Genomic DNA, 21210 nt, shown 5'->3' on the forward strand with positions numbered 1-21210 from the left:
TCTCGGGCCGCTTTCCCCTGCGGAAGGCGGCTCGTGTCGTACATGGAGAAGCGCATGCAGGATGGCGAACGGATCAAGGTGCTCGCGAAGTCGGACGAACGACTCGCGGACATCCGGAGGTATCTTTGACGTCGAGTCCAAGCGCTCGACGCTGAACAGCTACGAAGAGGAAATGGCTGACGCGGCCTTCTGGAATGATCAGGAGCATGCGCGCGACATTGTGCAGCAGGTAAAGGTCCTCAAGGGGTGGGTCGAACCGGTGGACTCTCTCACCGCGCGCATTGCCAGCGCCCGCGAACTCGATGAGCTGCTGGGGATGGAGCCCGATGTCGCGATGAACGCGGACCTCGATGCCGAAGTGGAACGCATCGTGACCGAACTCGACGCGTTCGAGCTCAAGGGGCTGCTGCGCGGCCGCGATGACTTCCGCGACGCCCAGCTCGAAATCTCGGCTGGCGCCGGCGGGACCGAAGCGCAGGACTGGGCCAGCATGTTGCTACGGCTCTACACGCGCTGGGCGGAACGCAAGGGCTTCGAGTTGGAAATGCTCGACCTGTCTGAAGGCGAAGAAGCCGGCATCAAGGGCGCGGTGCTCGAAATCAAGGGGCAGTACGCGTACGGCTTTCTGCGTCCGGAGTCCGGGGTCCATCGTCTCGTCCGCATCTCGCCGTTCGACTCGCAGGCCCGTCGCCATACGAGCTTTGCGTCGGTGTTCGTGTATCCCGTCGTGAACGAGGAAATCAACATCGAGATCCGCGAAGAAGATCTGCGAATCGATGTGTACCGTGCGTCGGGTGCGGGTGGACAGCACGTCAACAAGACGTCGAGCGCCGTGCGCATTACGCACATGCCGACCGGCATCGTATGTGCTTCGCAGGCGGAACGGTCGCAGTTCAAGAACAAGGCCACGGCCATGAAGCAGCTGAAGAACAAGCTGTACCAGCTCGAGAGCGACAAGTTGGCGGCTGCCAAGGCGCTGCTCGACGCCAATAAGCAGGACGTGTCCTTCGGCAGTCAGATCCGCAGCTACGTCTTCCAGCCCTATACGATGGTCAACGACCACCGCACCGAACTCAAGATCGCCGACGTACAGAAGGTCATGGACGGCGACATCGATCCGTTTATTCAGGCGTACCTCAAGCAGGAGAGCAGCGCCGGTGTGGAAGGGGGGCTGTCGTGAGCGATGAATCGATGAGCAACGGCGTAGATGCCGGAGAGCAGAAGCAGGAACTCAACTTCCTCATGCAGGCGCGTCGCGACAAACTGGATCGCTTGCGCGAGGCGGGCGTCGAGCCGTTTGGCTATTCGTACGCGCGGTCACATACGGCCACCGAGGCCATCGCGGCGCTGGGTGACGCGGATGAAGGGCCGGAAGTAAGCGTGGCCGGCCGTTTGGTCTCCTGGCGCAGTCAGGGGAAGACCGCGTTTGGGCACCTCGCCGACATGGACGGCCGCGTACAGTTGTACTTCCGCAAGGACGAAGTAGGGGACGCGCTCTTTGCCCAGCTGGGTGACTACGATCTTGGCGACTGGATCGGCGTGCGCGGCCACATGATGCGCACGCGCACCGGTGAGGCCACCGTGAAGGTGGCCCACGTCGAAATGCTCTCGAAGTCGCTGCGTCCGCTTCCGCTGGGGAAGGAACAGCTCGTCGATGGGCAGGTGGTTCGCTATTCGGCGTTCAGCGATACGGAGCAGCGCGCGCGTCAGCGCTACGCTGATCTGGCGGTGCACCCGGAGGTTCGGGCGCTGTTCCGCGCCCGTTCGGTACTCACGCGTACCATTCGCTCCCAGCTTGACGCCCTCGGTTATCTCGAAGTGGAAACGCCGGTGTTGCAGCCGCTGTATGGCGGCGCCGCCGCCCGTCCGTTCATCACGCACCACAACACGCTCGACATGCCGCTCTATTTGCGGATTGCCGACGAGTTGTATCTCAAGCGACTCATCGTGGGTGGCTTTGAGCGGGTGTACGAAATTGGCCATGACTTCCGCAACGAAGGCATCGACCGGACGCACAATCCGGAATTCACGATGCTCGAGTTCTACGAAGCGTTTGCGGATTACACCACCATGATGTCCCGTGTGGAATCATTGCTGGTGGGCGCTGCGGAGGCCATTCGCGCCATTCCCATTGTGGGTGAGAAGGTCCCGCATCTGGTCACGCCGTTCCCCCGCATTGAGTGGGTGCCAAGCCTGTCCAAAGCGGCGGGCGCCGATGTGATGGCGATCAGTGATGCGGAGCTGCGCACGCTGGCCGAGCGCATTGGGGTGCCAAAGGTGGCGACGCTCAGCCGGCCCAAAGTGCTGGATGAGATGTTCCAGGCGTTGGTGGAATCGCAGATCGATACGCCCACCTTTGTCGTGGATTATCCCAAGGAACTTTCGCCGCTGGCCAAGCCCAAGCGGGGCGGACCCGAAGGGATCACTGAGCGTTTTGAACTGTTCGCACGCGGGAAAGAGTTGGCCAACGCCTTCTCGGAACTCAACGACCCGATCGATCAGCGCGAGCGCTTTGAGGCGCAAGCGGCCTTGCGTGCCGCCGGCGACGACGAGGCCAGCGGCGTGGACGAGGATTACCTGCGGGCCATGGAGTACGGCATGCCGCCGACTGGCGGGGTCGGGATCGGCATCGATCGCCTGTTCATGTACCTCACCGATACGCAGAATATCCGGGACGTGATTCTGTTCCCCACGATGCGCCCCGAGTGAGCGTGGCAACGTGAGGGAGCTCGAACTCTCGATTGCCTGGCGCTACCTGCGCAGCCGGCGTGGCTCGCGGTTGTTGTCGCTCATCAGCGTCATCGCCATTGGCGGGGTGCTGGTGGGCGTCAGTGCGTTGATTGTGATCATGGGGGTCATGAACGGGTTGCAGCGCGACCTGCGGGAGAAAATTCTCGTGGGGAGTCCCGACCTCCGCGTGTTGCCGTACGGATCGGATATGCGCATGCCCGACTACACGGCATTGTTGACGCGCGTGCGGCAGTCACAGGGAGTCGTAGCAGCGGCGCCGTTTGTTCAGACGCAGGGATTGGTCCGAAATCTCGGCGGGTACATGGTGGGAACGCAGGTGGTGGGCATTGTGCCGTCCGGGCAGCCGGGCGACAACGTGACCACCATTCGTAACCACGCCATTCTCGGCAACTTCTCGTTTGTCCGGGACAGTGTGGCGTTGCCAGGGGCGGTGCTGGGGAAACTGCTGGCGTCCAAACTCAACGCCTTTCCCGGGGACACGGTGGTCCTGCTCGGCGCCGCCGGCCTCGACATGAACGCCTCCACCGGGACGATCATCCCCCGGGCCGACAGTGTGGTGGTGTCAGGTGTCTTTGAGACGGGGATGTACGAATACGATGATTCGTACCTGTACTTGTCGCTAGAAGCCGGTCAACGGTTTGCCGGCTACGGCAACGACGTGACCGGTATTGAAGTCCGGGCCACCGATCGCTGGAGCGCGCCGGCGTTGGCGGATTCGCTGCGGGCGCAGTTGGAGTCGTCGGTCTACATCCGTGATTGGCAGGAGCAGAACCGCTCGCTTTTCCAGGCGCTCAAGCTGGAGAAGTTGGGGATGAGTGTCATTCTGCTGCTGATCGTGGTGGTCGCGGCGTTCAACATTGTGAGTACGCTGACCATGGTGGTTGCCGACAAGACGCGGGAGATCGGCATTCTGCGAGCCATGGGCATGCCCGCGTCATCGATCCGACGGATCTTTCTGTATCAGGGCGTGGTGGTTGGCGCCGTAGGCACTGGCGGCGGTCTGGTACTGGGGCTCGCGGTGGCGCTGCTGCTGGAGAAGTACCGCTTGATTGCGCTGGACCCCAGTGTGTACTTCATCGATCATCTGCCGGTGTCCATTCAGCCGGTGGATGTGCTCATGATCGTGGCCGCCAGCATGCTGATTGCGGCACTGGCCACGCTGTATCCGGCCAAGCAGGCCGCCAAGTTGTACCCCGTCGAGGCGATCCGTCATGAATAGTGACGGCGGGGCACTGGCGGGGGATCCGGTCATCGAGGCGGAGGGGCTCGTTAAGGAGTTCCAGGGCGGTGATGGTGGGATCATTCGCGTTCTGGATGGCGTGTCGATGACGGTCCGCCGTGGTGAAATGGTGGCCATTGTGGGATCCAGTGGGGCCGGAAAGAGCACCCTCCTTCATGTGTTGGGGGCCTTGGAACGCCCGTCTGCCGGTCGCATCCGGTTGACGGGGCAGGCGGTCGAAGGCATGGGCGAAGAGCAACTCGATGCCCTCCGGAACCGCACGGTGGGGTTTGTGTTTCAATTTCATCATCTGCTGCGCGAATTCTCGGCGGTCGAGAATGTCATGATGCCACTGCGGGTGGCGGGGGAAACGGTGCCGAGGGCCCGTGAGCGCGCAATGGCGCTGCTGGAGCGGGTGGGGCTGTCATCGCGGGTACATCACCGGCCAAGCGCGCTGTCGGGTGGTGAGCAGCAACGCACGGCGGTGGCGCGGGCGCTGGCGGCACACCCTGCCGTTTTGCTGGCCGATGAACCAAGTGGCAACCTCGACCGTTATAACGCTGAAGCGTTGCATGACCTGTTTGCCGAACTGGCCCGTGATCAACAACTGGGGTTGGTCGTCGTGACCCACAACCAGTCGCTGGCCGCGCGGGCCGACCGGGCGTTATCGTTGGAAGGAGGACAGTTGGTGGTCTCGGACGTTCACGAGGGGGGCTGATGCTCTGCGACAACTGCAAGGAGCGCGACGCGGTCGTGCACCTGACGCGGATCGTGGACAACGCGGTCACGCAGCTCCATCTGTGCGAAAAGTGTGCGGCCGCCAAGGGCGTGGAGACCACCCTGTCGGTGCCGCAGCACCCGCTGGGTGACATTCTGCAGGCGGTGCAGCAGCAGGCGTCCGCCACCAGCGAAGACGCGGCGGCCTGCGCGTTTTGCGGGGCAACGGCGCGCGACTTCCGTGCGACGGGGCGTCTGGGGTGCCCGCACTGCTACGATGCCATGGAGCAAAGCCTGCGGGAGCTGTTGCGGCGGTTGCACGGCAGTTCGCGGCATGTGGGGCAGCGCTACGACGCGCCGGTGGCGCACATGGTTGACAAACCGGACACGCTGCACGACCTGCGCGATCGTTTGCGGCGGGCGATTGATGGGGAGCAGTTCGAACTCGCCGCGGAGCTCCGCGATCGGATCAAGGCGCTCGAGACGGAGCCGGTATGAGCGAGCCGCGCCCCGGTCTCGATTTGTCGCTGCTGCCGGACGGTGGCGTCCGCTGGCTCGACGCCTCCGGTCCGAACAGTGATGTCGTCATTTCCACCCGCATCCGCCTCGCGCGCAATGTGTCCGGGTACGCCTTCACGGGTCGGGCGCGCGAAGGGGAACGGTTGCGCATGCTGGCCCAGGTCCGGGATGCGTTGTCCGCCGTCCCGTCGCTGAGTGGCAGCCTGCTCCTCCGCTTGGAGGACCTTCCGCTGGTCGACCGCCAGCTCCTGCATGAGCGCCATTTGGTGAGCAAGGAGTTGGCCGGCCTGGACCCGCAGCACCCCGTTCGGTCCGGAGCGGCCGTGTTCCTCGGGGAAGGGGTCGGCTTGCTGGTGAACGAGGAGGATCATCTCCGGCTGCAGGCGCTGCGCAGTGGGTTTGCCGTGGCGCAGGCGTTTGATGGGGTGACTCGACTGGACCGCGAACTGGGGGGGCAGGTGCCGTATGCCTTCCACCGCGAGTTCGGGTATCTCACGGCGTGTCCCACGAACGCGGGCACTGGACTGCGGGCTTCGGTGTTGATCCATCTACCCGGGCTGGTCCTGACCAAGGAAATCGGCAAAGTGCTGGCGGGACTTCAGCAAATGGGGCTCACCTACCGAGGCTTATACGGGGAGGGGAGTGAAGTAGTGGGCAACTTCTTCCAGTTGTCCAACCAGACCACGCTGGGCCGTTCCGAAGAGGAGTTGCAGGACCTGCTGGTCCGTGTTGTGCGCCACGTCATCGAGCGCGAGGAAGAGGCGCGACGTGTACTGGTGCGGGACGCGGGGTATATTATCGAGGACAAGTTGTGGCGCGCGTACGGGACGCTGCGGTATGCCCGCAGTCTCACGTTCGACGAAGCCATGAATTACCTGAGTGGCGTTCGCCTGGCGGTCGGCCTGAAACTGATCACTGGGCTCAGTGTATACACACTCAACAAGCTCCTGATCTTTGCCCAGTCAGCCCATCTCGCTCATCTCGAGGGGAAGGTGCTGACGGATAGCGAGACGAACCTGGCGCGCGCCCGATACGTGCGTCAGGTGTTGCTGAGCGAAGGCAGCGGTGTCGAATGATCCGCTTCCCAACGACCCTGAGGGTGCGATGAACGGCTACAACTTCACCGAGCGGGTGCGGAAAGTCCTGGCGATGGCGCGCGAAGAAGCGGCGCGCCTGCACCACGAATACGTGGGCACCGAGCACATTCTGCTTGGGCTCATCCGCGAGGGTGAGGGTGTTGCGGCAGCAGTGCTGCAAAACCTCAACGTCGATCTCGACGACGTCACGCAGAAAATCGAGGATACGGTGAAGAAGGGGAAGGCGGCGCAAGCCACCGGCCCGGATCTTCCGTATACGTCGCGCGCCAAGAAGGTCCTCGAATTGGCGATGGCTGAAGCGCGCGATCTCAACCACAGCTACGTCGGCACCGAGCATCTGCTCCTTGGTCTGCTCCGTGAGGAGAAGGGGATTGCGGCGCAGGTCCTGACCGACGCCGGGGTCAATCTCGAAGCCGCACGCGCCGAAACGCTCCGCCTGTTGGGCACCGAAATGCCGCAGGGTGGGCCGACGCCGCCGCCGGAAAAGGCGGGCGCAGGCGCGCCGCCATCGGCCGCTCCCGCCAAGGGCGACAAGAAGTCCAAGACGCCGGCGCTCGACCATTTCTGCCGCGATCTCACCCAACTGGCCGCCGAAGGGCAGCTCGATCCCACGATCGGGCGGGCCAAGGAAATTGAGCGTGTCATGGAAGTGCTGTCGCGCCGCAAGAAGAACAATCCCGTGCTCATTGGTGAGCCCGGGGTGGGCAAGACGGCCATCGTGGAAGGGCTGGCCCAGCTGATCGCCAACGGTGAGTGCCCGGAGAACCTGCGTGACAACCGGGTGCTGTCACTGGATATGGCGGCGGTCATTGCCGGCACCAAGTATCGCGGCCAGTTCGAAGAGCGTCTCAAGGCGGTCATGAACGAGATCGCGCAGAACAAGCAGGTCATTCTGTTCATCGACGAACTGCACACCCTGGTTGGCGCGGGAGCGGCTGAAGGCGCCATCGACGCCAGCAACATGCTCAAGCCGGCGCTGGCGCGCGGCGAATTGCAGTGCGTCGGCGCCTCCACGCTGAACGAGTACCGCAAGTACATCGAGAAGGACGGTGCCCTCGAGCGTCGATTCCAGACGGTTGTGGTGGATCCGCCCTCCATCGACGAGACCGTGCAGATCCTGCAGGGACTCAAGAAGAAGTACGAAGATCACCACAAGGTGAACATTCCCGATGAGACGCTGGTGGCAGCGGCGAAACTGTCGGAGCGGTACATCACCGACCGGTTCCTGCCGGACAAGGCGATCGACGTGATCGACGAAGCCGGGGCTCGTGCCCGCCTGGCGGCGCAGGTGCCGCCGGCAGAGGTGGCGGATCTCAAGGAACAGCTCGAGAAGATCAACACCGAGAAGGAAGCGGCCGTCCGCGATCAGAATTTCGAGCGGGCCGCGTCGCTCCGTGACAACGAGCGTGAGTTGCAGGGCGAGATTCGCCGGAAACAGGAAGAGTGGGAGCAGCGCCGGCAGTCGTTCCGCCCCACGCTGGGTGAAGAAGAGATCGCGTTCATTGTCAGCCGGTGGACGGGGATCCCCGTGACCCGTCTGCAGGAAGCCGAGACGGCCCGTCTGCTGCGCATGGAGGATGAACTCCATACGTCGGTGGTGGGACAGGACGAGGCCATCAAGGCGCTCGCCCGCTCCATTCGCCGGAGCCGCGCTGGTCTGAAGGATCCTCGTCGCCCGATTGGCTCCTTCATCTTCTCCGGCCCTACGGGCGTCGGTAAGACGGAGCTGGCGCGGTCGCTGGCCAAGTTCCTGTTCGCCGATGCCTCCGCGCTTATCCGGGTGGATATGAGCGAGTACATGGAGAAGTTCTCGGTCTCCCGGCTCATCGGTGCCCCCCCGGGCTACGTGGGCTACGAAGATTCAGGGACGCTGACCAAGGCCGTTCGCCGGAAGCCGTACAGCGTCATTTTGCTGGACGAAATCGAGAAGGCGCATCCGGATGTCTTCAATATCCTCCTCCAGGTGCTGGATGAGGGTCACCTGACGGACAATTACGGTCGGGTCATCGATTTCAAGAACACCGTGGTGATCATGACGTCCAACGTGGGCGCCAAGGACATCACGCGCGGGAAGTCGCTGGGCTTCGCCACGAACGACGCCCGCGGGGACTTCGAGCGGATTGCCGACAAGGTGAAGGAGGAGATGGGCCGGGTCTTCAACCCGGAGTTCCTCAATCGCCTCGACGACGTGATCGTCTTCCATCCGCTCGGGAAGGATCACATTTCCCAAATCGTATCCATCCTCTTTGCCGACGTGCAGAAGCGCCTGGCGGAGGAGGAGATCACAATCAAGCTGACCCAGGAATCGACCGAGTTCCTCGTCAACCACGGGCACGACGAGCATTACGGTGCCCGTCCGCTGAAGCGGGCCATCCAGCGGTACGTGGAAGACCCGCTTTCCGAGAAGCTGCTCATGGGCGAGTTCTCCCGTGGGGACGAGATCGAGGTGGCCGTGTCGGCCACCGAGAAGGAAAAGCTCGAATTCCGGGTGCTTTCTCCCACGCCGCAGGCGTCCTGACCTTCTCCGGGCAGGCAACGGCTGGCGTAGCTTTCGGTGTCTCACGGCCGGGCCCCCATCGGGGGTCCGGCCGTTTTCCGTTTTTTGGGGTAGATGGGGTCGGCCCTTTCGGTGCGCTCGTTTATATTTCAAGGCTATGCTGAAACGCGTTCCCCAGAATTTTGCCCGGTGGGCGGCCCGCCTCGCGGTCCCCGCTGCATCGGCCCTCTTGTCGGTGGCTTCTCTTGCCGCGCCGCGCCCGCTGGCTGCGCAGGAAGTCGCCGGTCGTTGTACAACCACCGACTCCATCGCCGTTCGTGGCGCGTTGCGGGTGAACGAAGCGCGCATCCGCACGGAAGCCGGACTGACCAAGGGAAACCCGCTCAATTTTCCCACGTTGCAGCGCAGCCTCAAAGCGTTGTACAACATGGGCGAGTTCGACGACGTGCAGATCCTCTGCGATCTTGAGACGGTGCCGGGCAAGGTGCTCACGGTGGTGCAGGTCAAGGAGCGCGCCATTCTCGGTGACATCACGGTGTCGGGCCCCAAGGCCATCTCCGAGCGTTCCATCAAGGACAAGATCGATCTGCTCATCGGCCGAGGCATTGACCCGCTGCAGGTGGCCAAAGCCAAAGCGAAGATCGACTCCGTGTACGAGGGCGCCGGCTATTACCTCGCGCAGGTGACCATCGATTCCACCGTCATGAGCGATGGGCGCATTGCGCTGCATTATCGTATCGACGAAGGACGTCGCCTCGCTATTTCCGCCATCGACATTCTGGGCAATACCTCGGTCCGCGAGAAGTCTGTCGTCGGGGCGATGAAGACCAAACCGGAAGGGTTCTTCTTCTTCCGGAAGGGCGAGTATGACGACGACAAGTACGTTGGGGACTTGGGCGAGCGCATTCCGGCGCTGTACGCCCGGCTCGGCCATGTCGATGCCCGGATTACCAAGGACACGCTCGTCGTCGACCGCACCAAGGGCAAAGGGCTGGTCCAGATCACGGTGGACGAGGGGCCGCAGTTCCGTGTCGGCAGTTTTGAAATTGCCGGTAACCGTCATTTCAATACGGAAGATCTGAAGAAGTTCTATCCGTTTGACGGCAACGAAAACAAGACGTTGACGCAGCGAGCAAAGGGGCTGGTGTTCCGTCGTCCTGAAGCGCCGGAAGGCGTATTCAATCAGGAGAAGTGGGACGCTGCGCTCGAGAAGGTGAACGGAGTGTACCGCGACAATGGGTACCTCTACGCGAGCGTACGGCCCGTGGTGGAGCGCAAGTTTGTCGGCGCCGATTCGGCGCCCACCGCCAACTTGCGCTGGGAAATCGACGAGAAGAATCCGGCCATCGTCAACCGGATCGAAATTGTGGGGAACGACTTCACGTCGGATGACTGTATCCGTCGGCAGATCTTCCTGGTCCCCGGGGGACCCTTCAATCAGCAGTTGCTCATTCGCAGTTACCAGAGCATCGGCAACATGAATTTCTTTGAGCAGCCGATGCCCTTTCCGGACTATCGCCCCATCAACGAGCAGGGCGATGTCGACATCGTGTTCCGTGTGAAGGAGAAGCGGACCGGTTCGGTAAACTTTGGTGCGTCCATGGGCCAGGGTGGTGTGGGTTTTGGTGGCTTCATTGGCTTGGAGCAGCCCAATCTGTTTGGGCTCTGCAAGTCGGGACGGCTGAACTGGCAGTACGGCCGCTTCTTCAATGACTTCACCGCCACGTACACGGATCCGGCCCTCAAGGGCACGCGTCTGTCGGGGGCCCTGAGTGCCTACCGCACGCAATCCCGGTTCATCGTCGGCAACCTCGGGCAGAACATCCGCACCGGTTCCCAGTTCCGCCTTGGACTGCCGACGCCGTGGTCGTACTTCAGCACGGTCGCCGTGTCGTACAATGGTGAAGCGGCCACCTTTACGTCGGGGCAGATTGCCGGCAGTTGCTCGCGGAATTGCTTCCGGTCCAACGTGGGGTTGGAGTACCAGTACGACACGCGCGTGGACATGCCGTTTGCCACGCAGGGGTCGCTGCGCTCCGTGCAGATGGACTTCAGCGGTGGGCCGTTGGGCGGCACGGTGAACTTCCAGCGGCTCACCACCGAAATGCGTGGCTACGCCTTGCTGGGGCAGTTCGGCGGAAGCAACCCCGGGTCGCAGCCCATCAAGCTCACCATGGGAATGACGGCGCGCAGCGGGGTGCTCTTTGGCAACTCCGGTCCGTTCTTCTTCCAGCAGCAGTTTGCCGTGGGCGGTGTGATGTTCGGCCAGCAGCTGCGGGGCTATCCCGAATTCTCCATTACGCCGCAGGGATTCAACCCGAATACCGACCAGTTCCGTTCGGATCCGGCGTCGTTTGGTAATGCCTTTATGACCATGACCGGAGAAATCGGGCTCCGGTTCAACCAGATGTTCTACTTCAACGTCTTCGCTGACGCCGGGAACAACTGGGCCTCCGCCCGACAGATCAATCCCACTCGCCTCTTCCGTTCGGCCGGATTCGGGGTATCTACCGTTACGCCGCTCGGCCCGCTCGGGCTCGATATGGCGTACGGCTTCGACCGGACTACCGTGAACATCACTTCCGGCCGGATTGTGAAGGACCCGCGGTGGCAGTTCCATTTCCGTCTCGGTCAGCTCTTCTAACTCAGGACTACATCATGCGTCTCCTTTCTGTCATCGGCGCTTGCGCGCTCCTCGTTTCCGTGCCGTCGCTCGCGTCGGCCCAGGCCAGCCAGAAGTTCGCGTTCGTCAATTCCCAGGCGCTCCTGCAGAGCGCACCGGGACGGGCGGATGCGGAAGCGTCGTTCGAGAAGGACATGGTGGGCATCCGCACGCAGCTGTCCAAGCTGCAGGATTCGCTCAACACCATGAACGAAGCGTTTGCGAAGGAAGAAGTCTCGCTGTCGCCGGCCGCCAAGGAAGCGCGCCTCAAGACCATGCGGGAGAAGGAACAGGCCTGGGGTGCGCAGGCGCAGAAGCTGCAGGCGCAGGCGCAGGAGCGGCAGGAAGAGTTGATGGCGCCAATCATGGAGAACCTCCGCAAGGTGCTCGACGACGTGCGGATGGATGGTGGCTACAGTTTCATCTTTGACGTCGCGGCGGGTGCATTCATTGTGTCGGCCGACAAGAACCTCGATATCACGGATCGCGTGCTGGCGAAGATGCGCCTGTCCGCCCCGAAGGCGGCGCCCACCCGTCCGGCGCCGGCCGCTGGCCCGACCTCGGCGCCTGCTGGTATCACGAAGAAGCCACCCACGGAGTAATCGCCGCGTGAGCGGCGAGTCACACACCCCGCAGGCAGGCGGCGGTGATGGGCAGACGCCCATCACCGCCGCTGCCGTTGCGGCACAGGTCGGTGGGCGCCTCATTGGTGACCCTGATGTTGCAGTGCGCGGCGTCGCCCCCCTCGATCGTGCCGCCGCATATGAGTTGAGCTTCTTCTCTGACCAGCGTTATGCCGGGTGGTTCGCCGAGTCACACGCCGGTGTGGTTCTGGTGTCTCCGGCCTTTGAGCATGCGCCTGGGCTGCCGTCTACCCGTATCGTGGTGGAGAAGCCCATTGATGCGCTGGTGGGCTTGTTGTCCCGCTTTCATCGCACGGAACCACGGGCGGTCGGGGTCCATGCCACGGCCGTCGTTTCGGCGACCGCCACGATAGGTGCGGACGTGACCATCGATCCGTACGCGGTGATTGGAGAGGGGGTCACCATTGGTCCCCGGAGTTGGATTGGCGCGGGCGCGAAGGTGGGAGCCGGGAGTGTGCTGGGAAGCGACGTGCGCTTGCACGCCAATGCGGTGGTGTATCCGTTCACAGAACTAGGCGACCGTGTCATGCTGCACGCCGGGGCACAGGTTGGCCGGGAAGGCTTTGGCTTCGTACCGCGGCCAACCGGCGTCGTGCGCATTCCTCACGTGGGACGCTGTGTGCTGGAGCAGGACGTGGAAGTGGGGGCCAATAGCTGCGTGGACCGGGGTAGCATCGACGATACCATCATCGGTGCTGGAACGAAGATTGATAATCTCGTGCAGATTGGACACAACGTACGGATCGGTCGCTTCTGCTTCTTCGCGTCGCAAGTGGGGATCGCGGGGTCATCGCGCATTGGCGACGGTGTCCAGATGGGAGGGCAGTCAGGGATGGCGAATCATTTTTCGATCGGCGCGGGTGCCAGCATCGGTGCGCGTGCCGGTGTCATCAGCGACGTTCCGGAGAAAGAGACCTGGTCCGGCTTTCCGGCCCGTCCACATAAGGAGCAAATGCGTTCCCAGGCAGCGCTTGTTCGCCTTGCCCGATTGCTCCGTCCGCTGGAGCGTCTCCTGGCGCGCGACGCGGAGGCTTCAGTGTCCACCGTCTCCCAGGGCCCAGACGTCTCCGCAACGGGAAGCTCGTCGTGATCGCCCGCGCAGGAGCAAGCGACCCGCTTGGTCATCCCGTAACGGGCACGTCGGGGACCGCTGTGCAGGGGATGGGGCGACGCACCATTGCCGGTGAGGCGGTGGTGGAAGGCATCGGCCTGCATCTCGGGCGTCCGTGCCGACTCGTCTTCAAGCCGGCGCCCGCCGGAAGCGGGATCGTGTTTCAGCGTCTTGATCTCCCCGGCACGGCGCCTATTCCTGCGCGCGTGGACGTAGCGGTCGAAGCGGAACGTCGCACCCAGCTTGGGACCGGAGAAGCCGCACTCCACACCGTTGAGCATGTGCTGGCCGCCGTGGGTGGGCTGGAGATTGATGACCTGCTGATCGAGATGGATGGACCGGAACCGCCGATCATGGACGGCAGTGCGGTGCCATTTCTCGACGCGCTCAACAGCGCGGGGCTGACCATCCATTCCGGGCGACCGGAGTGGCTGGTCTTGCGTAAGTCCATCCGGGTGGTGGACGGCGAGAGTGTCTATGAGGCACACCCGTGCTTCGGGTTGAGTCTGGATGTGACCATCGATTTTCCGCATCCGGTCATCGGTGAACAGCGCGGGCAGTATATGGTGACCAGTCGCTCCTTCACGAAGGAACTTGCGGCCGCTCGCACGTTCGGCTTTGTGCACGAAGTTGAGGGGCTGCGAGCCAAGGGACTCATTCAGGGGGCCTCCACCGCCAACGCCATTGTGCTCGATGGCACCGGCGTACTGGAGACTTCTCTGCGTTGGCCGGACGAATTTGTCCGGCACAAGGCCCTCGACTGTGTCGGGGACCTGGTACTTGCGGGCGCGCGTGTGCGGGCCCGCATTGTCGCTCACAAGCCCAGCCACCGTGGCACGGTGGCACTGGTGCGAGCTCTCGTACAACACGCCATTCGGGAAACCGCCGTGTACACAGTCGAAGACATCATGCAGGTGCTGCCGCACCGCTATCCGTTTCTGCTCGTTGATCGCATCCTCGAACTTGAGGAAGGCAAGCGCATTGTCGGCCTCAAGAACGTCACCATCAATGAACCGTTCTTTCAGGGGCACTTCCCGGGGCATCCCATCATGCCGGGCGTGCTGATCATTGAAGCGATGGCGCAGGTGGGTGGCATGTTGCTGATGCGCACCATTGAGGATCCGGGCAGCAAGGTGGTGTACTTCCTGTCACTGGACAACGTGAAGTTCCGTCGTCCGGTCAAGCCCGGTGATCAGCTGCACCTCGAGTTGGAAGTGCTCCAGAAGCGTGGCACCATGTGCAAGATGAAGGGAACGGCCTACGTGGATGGGCAGGTCGTGACTGAGGCCGAGATGGCAGCCATGGTTCGCGATCGATGAGCGCCGGGCCGGATGTCGTGAGCGGAACCCGCGTTCACCCCTCGGCCATCATCGACCCCACCGCACAGCTGGGTGAAGGCGTCGAGATTGGCCCGTGGGCTTTCATTGGGCCGCAATGTACGGTGGGCGACGGAACGCGCATTGCCGCGCGCGCGACGCTGGAGCGGAATGTCCGACTGGGGCAGCGCGTCACCATTGGCGTGGGCGCCGTGCTGGGAGGGGATCCCCAGGACCTCAAGTTTCGCGGGGAAGAAACGTGGGTCGAGGTGGGCGACGACACCACCGTGCGCGAGTATGCCACGATCAATCGCGGCACCGCACATTCGGTGACCACCAGCGTGGGCAGGCACTGCTTCCTGATGAGCTATGTGCACCTGGCGCATGATTGCCATCTGGGCGATCACATCATCATCTCAAACGGGACGCAGCTCGCCGGACACGTCACGGTGGAAGACCGGGCGATCATTTCCGGACTGTGTGCGGTACACCAGTTTGCGCGCATCGGTCGCCATTCGTTCATCGGGGGATGCTCCCGCGTCTCGCAGGATGTGCCGCCCTTTGTGCGGGCCGTTGGGAATCCCATCAAGCTGTTCGGGCTCAACTCCGTCGGGCTTCAGCGGAGTGGCTTTGATGAACCCGTGGTGCGGGAACTCAAGAAGGCTTATCGCCTGTGCTTCCGCTCCGATCTCAATCTGTCTCAGGGCATTGAACGGGCGCGAGCCGAGCTGGACATCATTCCTGACGTGCAGCACTTCCTGGATTTCATCGAGGCCAGCCAGCGCGGTGTGGGCTTCTGACCGGATCACCCCAACGAGTCAGGCATGAACGGCGTCGCTGACAACCAATTGTTTTCGCGGTCCACGTCACCTCGGGTGGGTGTCGTGGGCGCCGGCGGACTGGGCATCCATCATGTGCGCATCCTGCGTGATTTGTGCGGGCAGCGCTTTGTCGGATTTGTTGATGAACATCCTGGACGCGCGTCTCAGGTCGCGGCGCAGTACCAGGTAACCGCGTTTCCGTCGCTCGACCGACTACTCGATGAAGTGGACGCCGTGTCGATTGTGGTGCCCACGACTGCGCACCACGCCGTCGCGTCCGCCGCGCTGGCCCGCGGGAAGCATGTCTTTGTGGAGAAACCCTTCACCGTCACGCTCGCCGAGGCGGATGATCTGCTGCACAAGGCCAGAGCCGCCGGGGTCATCCTGCAGGTGGGACACGTCGAGCGATTCAATCGGGCGGTCCGGGCGGCCATGCCGTTCGTGGATGGCCCACGATTCATCGAGAGCGATCGTCTGGCCCCGTTCAATCCCCGTGGGTCTGATGTCGCGGTCGTACTGGATCTCATGATTCACGATCTCGATCTCGTACACACCTTGGTCGGCGTACCCGTGACCGATGTGCAGGCCATGGGCATTCCGGTCCTGACACCGCAGCTGGATATTGCCAACGCCCGGCTGACGTTTGCCAACGGCGCGGTCGCCAACATTACGGCCAGTCGTGTGTCGCGTGAACGGCTGCGCAAGCTTCGCATTTTTCAGCGGAGCGGTTACCTGTCGCTGGATCTTGCGGCCGGCACCGGCGAGTACTTCCGGTTACGTGGTGACTTTGATCCCATGCTGCTGGCCCGAGCGCCACGGGCGCTGGAAGAGTTTGTGGAACGTGTGGTGCTCGAAGCTCCCGATGGCGAGCCGTTGGTGCTCGAGCTCTCGCAATTCCTCGGTGCCATCATTGGGCGCAATCCGGTCGCGGTGACCGGCGAGGAAGGGCGTGAAGCCCTCGAGGCCGCGCTCCGCATTGTTGCGGCCATTGAGCAGGCACATGCCGTGATGAAAGCCGGGGATGTCGCAGCAGGTGGGGCGCCCGGTGCGTGAAGTGCTGTTCGTCGTTGGAGAGGCCTCCGGCGATTTGCACGCGGGAAAGGTTGCGGAGATTCTTCGCGAACTGGTTCCCGATGTGCACATGGTTGGTGTTGGCGGTGGCCATATGCAGCGGGCAGGGGTGGAACTCTTGGAGGATGTCAAACACCTGGCCGTGATGGGGTTTGTAGAGGTACTTCAGCACGTGCCCAAGCATTGGGCGTTGCTGAAGCGTCTGCGCGCGCGAATTGAAAGCGGTCGGGTCGGGCTTGTGGTGCTGCTCGACTATCCGGGTTTCAATCTGAAGGTGGCCGAGGTTGCCCATCGCGCCGGTGTGCCGGTGTTGTACTACATCACGCCGCAGGTGTGGGCGTGGGGCGCCAAACGCTTACCCACGATTGCCCGTCTGGTCACCAAGGCCGCGCCGATCTTGCCCTTTGAAGAGGCGCTGCTGCGTCAACATGGCGTGGATGCCACATTCGTGGGCCATCCGTTGCTTGATCGGGCCCAGTCACTGCCGTCTGCAAAGGAAGCGCGGCAATCGCTTGGGCTGGCCCCTGATCGACCGGTCCTCGCGGTCTTTCCGGGCAGTCGCAAAGCGGAGATTGCCCGTCACCTGCAATCGTTCGTTGAAGCCGCGCAAGAGGTACAGCGTCGGCGTCCCGATGTGCAGGTGGTCGTGGGCGCGGCACCGACGGTCACGATTCCCCCGGCGGCATGCCCCTTTCCCCTTGTGCAAGGGCCGTCGTTCGTGGCGCAACGCGCCGCCACGGCAGGGCTGCTCAAGAGCGGCACCAATACGCTCGAAGCGGCGGTGGCCGGTTTGCCCCATGTGATCGGCTACAAGACCAGTCCCATCACCTATGCCATCGCCAAACGTGTGGTGAAAATTCCCCATATTGGCTTGGTCAATGTGGTGGCAGGGCGTGAAGTGTCGAAGGAGTTTGTGCAGGATGCATTTGTGCCGGCACGAGTGGCGGATGCGCTGATGCCCTTGTTGGAGATGCAGAGCCCCGAGCGTCAACGGGCCGAAGCGGGATTGGCCGAAGTCCGTGGCAAGCTGGGAACAGCTGGTGCCTCGCGACGGGTGGCTGAGATGATCGTGGGGATGTTGGCGCCATGACGGCGTCCGCCACCGCTGGGACACGCCCCGGAGTGGTTCTGGACTGGAAGACACGTCTGGCGATCACGGTTGGCGGACTCCTGGTCGCGCTGCTCGGGCGCACGTGGCGTGTGCGAACCTACGGTCGTGACGCGCAGCTGCGACCATCGGGCTATGTCGGCCCGGTGGTGTATACGTTGTGGCACGGCCAGATGCTTTCACTGCTCTGGCGGCACACGGTTCGCACAGGCGTGCTGGTGAGTGAACACAAGGACGGCGAAATCATCACGCGCATTCTGGAACAGTTCGGCATGTTCGGCGTGCGTGGCTCTTCTTCGCGTGGCGGAACGCGGGCGTTGCTGGAGGCGGTGCAGGTGGTGAAGGGCGGGACGCACATGGCCTTCACGCCGGACGGACCACGTGGGCCGCGCCATAGCTTTGCGCCGGGGGCCTTAATCCTCGCGCATCGCGCCGCGGTCCCCATTGTCACCATTACGGCCCACGTGGACCGCGTGTGGCGATTCGGCAGTTGGGACGCGTTTGAGCTACCCAAGCCATTTGCCCGAATCACCGTGCTGTATGGCGAGCCACGAGTGGTGCAAGGTGATGATGTGCGTGCTGCGGCCGAACGCGCGGCCGAATTTACGCAGTACATGCATGAGGATCGTGCTCGGGCCGATGTGCTGGCGGCGGGTGGGGCACGCACGAGCGGGACGCCGTCGGCCGCCGTGCCGACCGGTCCCGCCGACAGCTGAGCGTTCGAATGTCCACCGATGCCCGGTTACGCGCCTTCGCGGAGTGGGTATGGTATTCGGGCCGTGCCGGTGCCTCCGCCGTGCGGACAGTGCTGTCTCCCGGCGAATGGGTGTTTACCCGAATCGTGAACGCAAGGAACCGGGCGTTTGATGCCGAGTCGGTTGGCGGTCGAGGCATTCTCTCGTCGCTTCCGGTCTTGTCGGTTGGCAATCTGACCGTCGGGGGGACCGGAAAAACGCCGGTCTCGTCCTGGTTCGCAGCCCGGCTCCGTGCACGCGGCGCGCACCCGGCGCTGATCCTGCGCGGCTACGGCGACGATGAGTGGCGCGTACACCAACTGCTGGTCCCGGGCCTCCCAGTGTTGGCCAATAGGGATCGGCTTCAGGCGATACGGCACGCGCGTCATGATGGTGCCGACTGCGCCGTGCTGGATGACGCCTTTCAGCACCGCCGGGTAGACCGCGTGTCTGACGTGGTTCTGGTGAGCGCCGATCGTTTCACCCCGGATGTGCGCCTGCTCCCCTGTGGGCCCTACCGGGAAGGGCTGGACGCGCTCCGGAGGGCCACGTGCGTGGTGATTACGGCGAAGGCCGCAACCGAGGCCCAGGTGCGCCGGACTGAAGAGGCGGTCGCTCGCGCCGCACCTGATGTCCCACTGGCCGTAGTTCGCCTGGTGCCCGACCGCATTCGTGTGGCGCCCCAGTCGAACCCCGTGCATGGTGTTACTGAAAACGCAGGTTGGGGTGAACCTCTGGTCTGGCTCCGCGACCAGCGCGTGCTGTTGGCGTCTGCCATTGCCGATGCTGACGCGTTTGAACGGCAAGTCGTCGCCTCCGGTGTGCCGGTGGTGAGGCATATTCGCTTCCCTGATCATTACGCCTTCACACCGCATGACGTGGCACAGATGGTCGAGGCAGCGCAGGGGGGCGATGGCGTGCTGTGCACGCTCAAGGATGCCGTCAAACTCGGTCCGCTATGGCCTCGCGCTGCCGCTCCGCTTTGGTATCTTTCACAGACACTCGTGGTTGATCGAGGCGCCGAAGTCCTGGAGCGGGAATGTGACCGGGTTCTGGCGGCGCGCGCAGCCACGGTTCCTACCGCCGGCTGAGCTGGCACCCTAAAACTCCCCGCCCAATGGCCATCGACCTCCTGCGACTTCCGACGGACAGTATTGTTCGGCCGGACAAGGATCGGTTTCTGAACGAAGAGAACCCGTTCGAAGCAATGATGTCCCGCTTCGATCGCGCCGCCGAGTTACTCGATCTGGAACCCGGCATCTACAAGATTCTACGCAATCCGGAGAAGCAGCTCATCGTATCCGTTCCCGTCATGATGGATAACGGGGATGTTGAGGTGTTCACCGGCTATCGCGTGCTGTACAACACGTCACGTGGGCCGGCCAAAGGCGGCATTCGCTTTGACCTCAATGTGACGCTGGAAGAGGTCAAGGCACTGGCGGCATGGATGACGTGGAAGTGCGCCGTGGTGAATCTGCCCTTTGGTGGTGCCAAGGGCGGCGTGATTTGCGATCCGTTGTCCATGAGCGTGGGCGAGTTGGAGCGTGTGACGCGTCGCTATACCAAGGGCATCATTTCGCTGCTCGGTCCCGACACCGACGTCCCGGCGCCCGATGTGAACACGAATGAACGTGTGATGGCGTGGCTGATGGATACGTACTCCATGCATGTGGGGCGTACGGAGAATGCCGTCACCACTGGCAAGCCGGTGGAGATGGGCGGGTCGCTGGGCAGAAAGGAAGCGACGGGTCGCGGCTGCATGCTCGTGACCAAGGAGGCGCTGACCCATCTCGGCATGGACCTGAACGGTGCGACCATTGCCGTGCAGGGTTTCGGCAACGTCGGGTCGATTGCGGCCAGGTTGATGGCGCAGCAGGGCGCCAAGGTCATTGGTATCAGCGATCGCGCCGGCGCGTTCTACAATGCGAAGGGCATCGACATTGATGCGGCCATCAAACACGTGCAGCAGCACCGTTCGTTGGAAGGGTTCACGGGCGGCGATGCCATTGATGCCGAAGAACTGCTGACCCTCGAAGTGGATGTGCTGGTGCCGGCCGCCCTCGAGAACGTCATCACCACCAAGAACGCGCCGAGAATCCGCGCCAAGGTGATTTGCGAGGGGGCCAACGGCCCCACCACGGCGGCTGCCGATCCCATCCTCGACGAAAAGGGGATCTTCGTCATCCCGGACATTCTCGCGAATGCCGGCGGCGTCACGGTGTCGTACTTCGAGTGGGTTCAGGATCGCATGGGCTATTTCTGGAGCGAGGCCATCGTCAACGAGCGGTTGGGCGACATCATGACGCGCAGCTTCGGCGATGTGCTGCAGCTGTCCAAGCAGCATCGCGTAAACATGCGTACGGCGGCGTACATGTTGTCCATCAGCCGAGTGGCCACCGTGCACCGTCTGCGTGGCATCTACGCCTAAGCGGCTCACGCCGTGCGCGTTTCGCTGCTGGTAATCGGCCGGCCTCGCCACGCGGGGCTGGCCGATGCCATTCGGGACTACGAAACCCGGGCGGCCCGCTATTGGCCACTCGATGTGATCGAGGTCAAAGAGGAGCCGGGGCGGGGGCTGAGTGGTGATGTGGTGCGCGAGCGGGAAGGGGAGCGGCTGGCCGAGCGGATCCCCGGTGACACTGTGCTGGTGGCCTGCGACCCGGGCGGGGTGGTGATGGAGTCGGACGCCTTCGCCCGCTGGCTGCAGGACCAGCGGGACGGTGCCCGCAGCGTGGCGTTTGTCATTGGCGGGGCTCATGGACTTGGGACGGCGGTTCGTCAGCGGGCCAATCGACGCCTGTCACTGGCGCCTTGGACGCTCCCGCATGAGGTTGCACGTCTGGTGTTGAGCGAGCAGTTGTATCGGGCCGGGACTATCATGCGTGGAGAGCCGTACCACAAATGATCGTTTCGGCAGCCTTCGTACCCCCTGTTCTTTCGTGA

18 protein-coding genes are annotated in these 21210 nt (G+C 63.1%); all 18 read left to right on the forward strand.

Annotation, left to right across the window (positions count from 1 at the left end; genetic code table 11):
• The first annotated feature begins 54 nt into the window (after nucleotides 1–54).
• The 18 genes from prfB to GEMMAAP_RS08790 all read left to right on the forward strand — a co-directional run bounded on the left by prfB (nucleotide 55) and on the right by GEMMAAP_RS08790 (nucleotide 21172).
• Nucleotides 55–1180 (forward strand): peptide chain release factor 2 gene (gene prfB / locus GEMMAAP_RS08705; protein WP_179947321.1). Its coding sequence is split into 2 segments (ribosomal slippage): nucleotides 55–117 and nucleotides 119–1180, totalling 1125 coding nucleotides; the frame shifts between segments, so codons are not numbered across the junction.
• Nucleotides 1181–1191: 11 nt separating this feature from the next.
• Entirely contained in the window at nucleotides 1192–2709 is a 1518-nt protein-coding gene (gene lysS, locus GEMMAAP_RS08710) for a lysine--tRNA ligase (protein ID WP_026850861.1), read from the forward strand.
• A gap of 10 nt (nucleotides 2710–2719) precedes the next feature.
• Complete coding sequence (locus tag GEMMAAP_RS08715; protein ID WP_026850860.1) at nucleotides 2720–3970, forward strand: FtsX-like permease family protein; 1251 nt, start codon at nucleotides 2720–2722, stop codon at nucleotides 3968–3970.
• Entirely contained in the window at nucleotides 3963–4688 is a 726-nt protein-coding gene (locus GEMMAAP_RS08720; protein WP_026850859.1) for an ABC transporter ATP-binding protein, read from the forward strand. The genes GEMMAAP_RS08715 and GEMMAAP_RS08720 overlap by 8 nt, the downstream gene beginning before the upstream one ends.
• Nucleotides 4688–5185, forward strand: a complete 498-nt coding sequence (locus GEMMAAP_RS08725; RefSeq protein ID WP_026850858.1) for a UvrB/UvrC motif-containing protein — start codon at nucleotides 4688–4690, stop codon at nucleotides 5183–5185. The genes GEMMAAP_RS08720 and GEMMAAP_RS08725 overlap by 1 nt, the downstream gene beginning before the upstream one ends.
• Entirely contained in the window at nucleotides 5182–6282 is a 1101-nt protein-coding gene (locus GEMMAAP_RS08730; RefSeq protein ID WP_043581662.1) for a hypothetical protein, read from the forward strand. The genes GEMMAAP_RS08725 and GEMMAAP_RS08730 overlap by 4 nt, the downstream gene beginning before the upstream one ends.
• A gap of 28 nt (nucleotides 6283–6310) precedes the next feature.
• Nucleotides 6311–8821 carry an ATP-dependent Clp protease ATP-binding subunit gene (locus GEMMAAP_RS08735; RefSeq protein WP_026850856.1) on the forward strand — a complete coding sequence of 837 codons (2511 nt, stop codon included), beginning with the start codon at nucleotides 6311–6313 and terminating at the stop codon, nucleotides 8819–8821.
• A 136-nt stretch (nucleotides 8822–8957) separates the two neighbouring features.
• Entirely contained in the window at nucleotides 8958–11444 is a 2487-nt protein-coding gene (bamA, locus tag GEMMAAP_RS08740) for an outer membrane protein assembly factor BamA (protein WP_026850855.1), read from the forward strand.
• A 14-nt stretch (nucleotides 11445–11458) separates the two neighbouring features.
• Complete coding sequence (locus GEMMAAP_RS08745; protein ID WP_082821190.1) at nucleotides 11459–12064, forward strand: OmpH/Skp family outer membrane protein; 606 nt, start codon at nucleotides 11459–11461, stop codon at nucleotides 12062–12064.
• Between the two features lie 7 nt (nucleotides 12065–12071).
• A complete protein-coding gene (gene lpxD / locus GEMMAAP_RS08750; protein ID WP_053334551.1) occupies nucleotides 12072–13196 on the forward strand; it encodes a UDP-3-O-(3-hydroxymyristoyl)glucosamine N-acyltransferase in 1125 nt (374 codons plus the stop codon).
• Nucleotides 13193–14536: a bifunctional UDP-3-O-[3-hydroxymyristoyl] N-acetylglucosamine deacetylase/3-hydroxyacyl-ACP dehydratase gene (locus GEMMAAP_RS08755; RefSeq protein WP_145979070.1), complete on the forward strand. Its 1344-nt coding sequence runs from the start codon at nucleotides 13193–13195 to the stop codon at nucleotides 14534–14536. Before lpxD ends, GEMMAAP_RS08755 begins: the two co-directional genes overlap by 4 nt.
• Nucleotides 14533–15333, forward strand: a complete 801-nt coding sequence (gene lpxA, locus GEMMAAP_RS08760) for an acyl-ACP--UDP-N-acetylglucosamine O-acyltransferase (protein ID WP_026850852.1) — start codon at nucleotides 14533–14535, stop codon at nucleotides 15331–15333. The genes GEMMAAP_RS08755 and lpxA overlap by 4 nt, the downstream gene beginning before the upstream one ends.
• A 24-nt stretch (nucleotides 15334–15357) precedes the next feature.
• On the forward strand, nucleotides 15358–16407 hold the full coding sequence (locus tag GEMMAAP_RS08765) for a Gfo/Idh/MocA family protein (RefSeq protein ID WP_053334550.1): 1050 nt from the start codon (nucleotides 15358–15360) through the stop codon (nucleotides 16405–16407).
• Nucleotides 16376–17515 carry a lipid-A-disaccharide synthase gene (gene lpxB, locus GEMMAAP_RS08770; protein WP_053334549.1) on the forward strand — a complete coding sequence of 380 codons (1140 nt, stop codon included), beginning with the start codon at nucleotides 16376–16378 and terminating at the stop codon, nucleotides 17513–17515. Before GEMMAAP_RS08765 ends, lpxB begins: the two co-directional genes overlap by 32 nt.
• On the forward strand, nucleotides 17512–18249 hold the full coding sequence (locus GEMMAAP_RS08775) for a lysophospholipid acyltransferase family protein (RefSeq protein ID WP_053334548.1): 738 nt from the start codon (nucleotides 17512–17514) through the stop codon (nucleotides 18247–18249). The genes lpxB and GEMMAAP_RS08775 overlap by 4 nt, the downstream gene beginning before the upstream one ends.
• An 8-nt stretch (nucleotides 18250–18257) precedes the next feature.
• Entirely contained in the window at nucleotides 18258–19358 is a 1101-nt protein-coding gene (locus GEMMAAP_RS08780) for a tetraacyldisaccharide 4'-kinase (protein ID WP_026850849.1), read from the forward strand.
• A gap of 26 nt (nucleotides 19359–19384) precedes the next feature.
• Entirely contained in the window at nucleotides 19385–20695 is a 1311-nt protein-coding gene (locus GEMMAAP_RS20945; RefSeq protein ID WP_043581661.1) for a Glu/Leu/Phe/Val family dehydrogenase, read from the forward strand.
• A 12-nt stretch (nucleotides 20696–20707) separates the two neighbouring features.
• Entirely contained in the window at nucleotides 20708–21172 is a 465-nt protein-coding gene (locus GEMMAAP_RS08790; RefSeq protein WP_026850847.1) for a 23S rRNA (pseudouridine(1915)-N(3))-methyltransferase RlmH, read from the forward strand.
• Nucleotides 21173–21210: the final 38 nt, after the last annotated feature.

It is taken from the genome of Gemmatimonas phototrophica (assembly GCF_000695095.2).
Lineage (GTDB): Bacteria > Gemmatimonadota > Gemmatimonadetes > Gemmatimonadales > Gemmatimonadaceae > Gemmatimonas > Gemmatimonas phototrophica.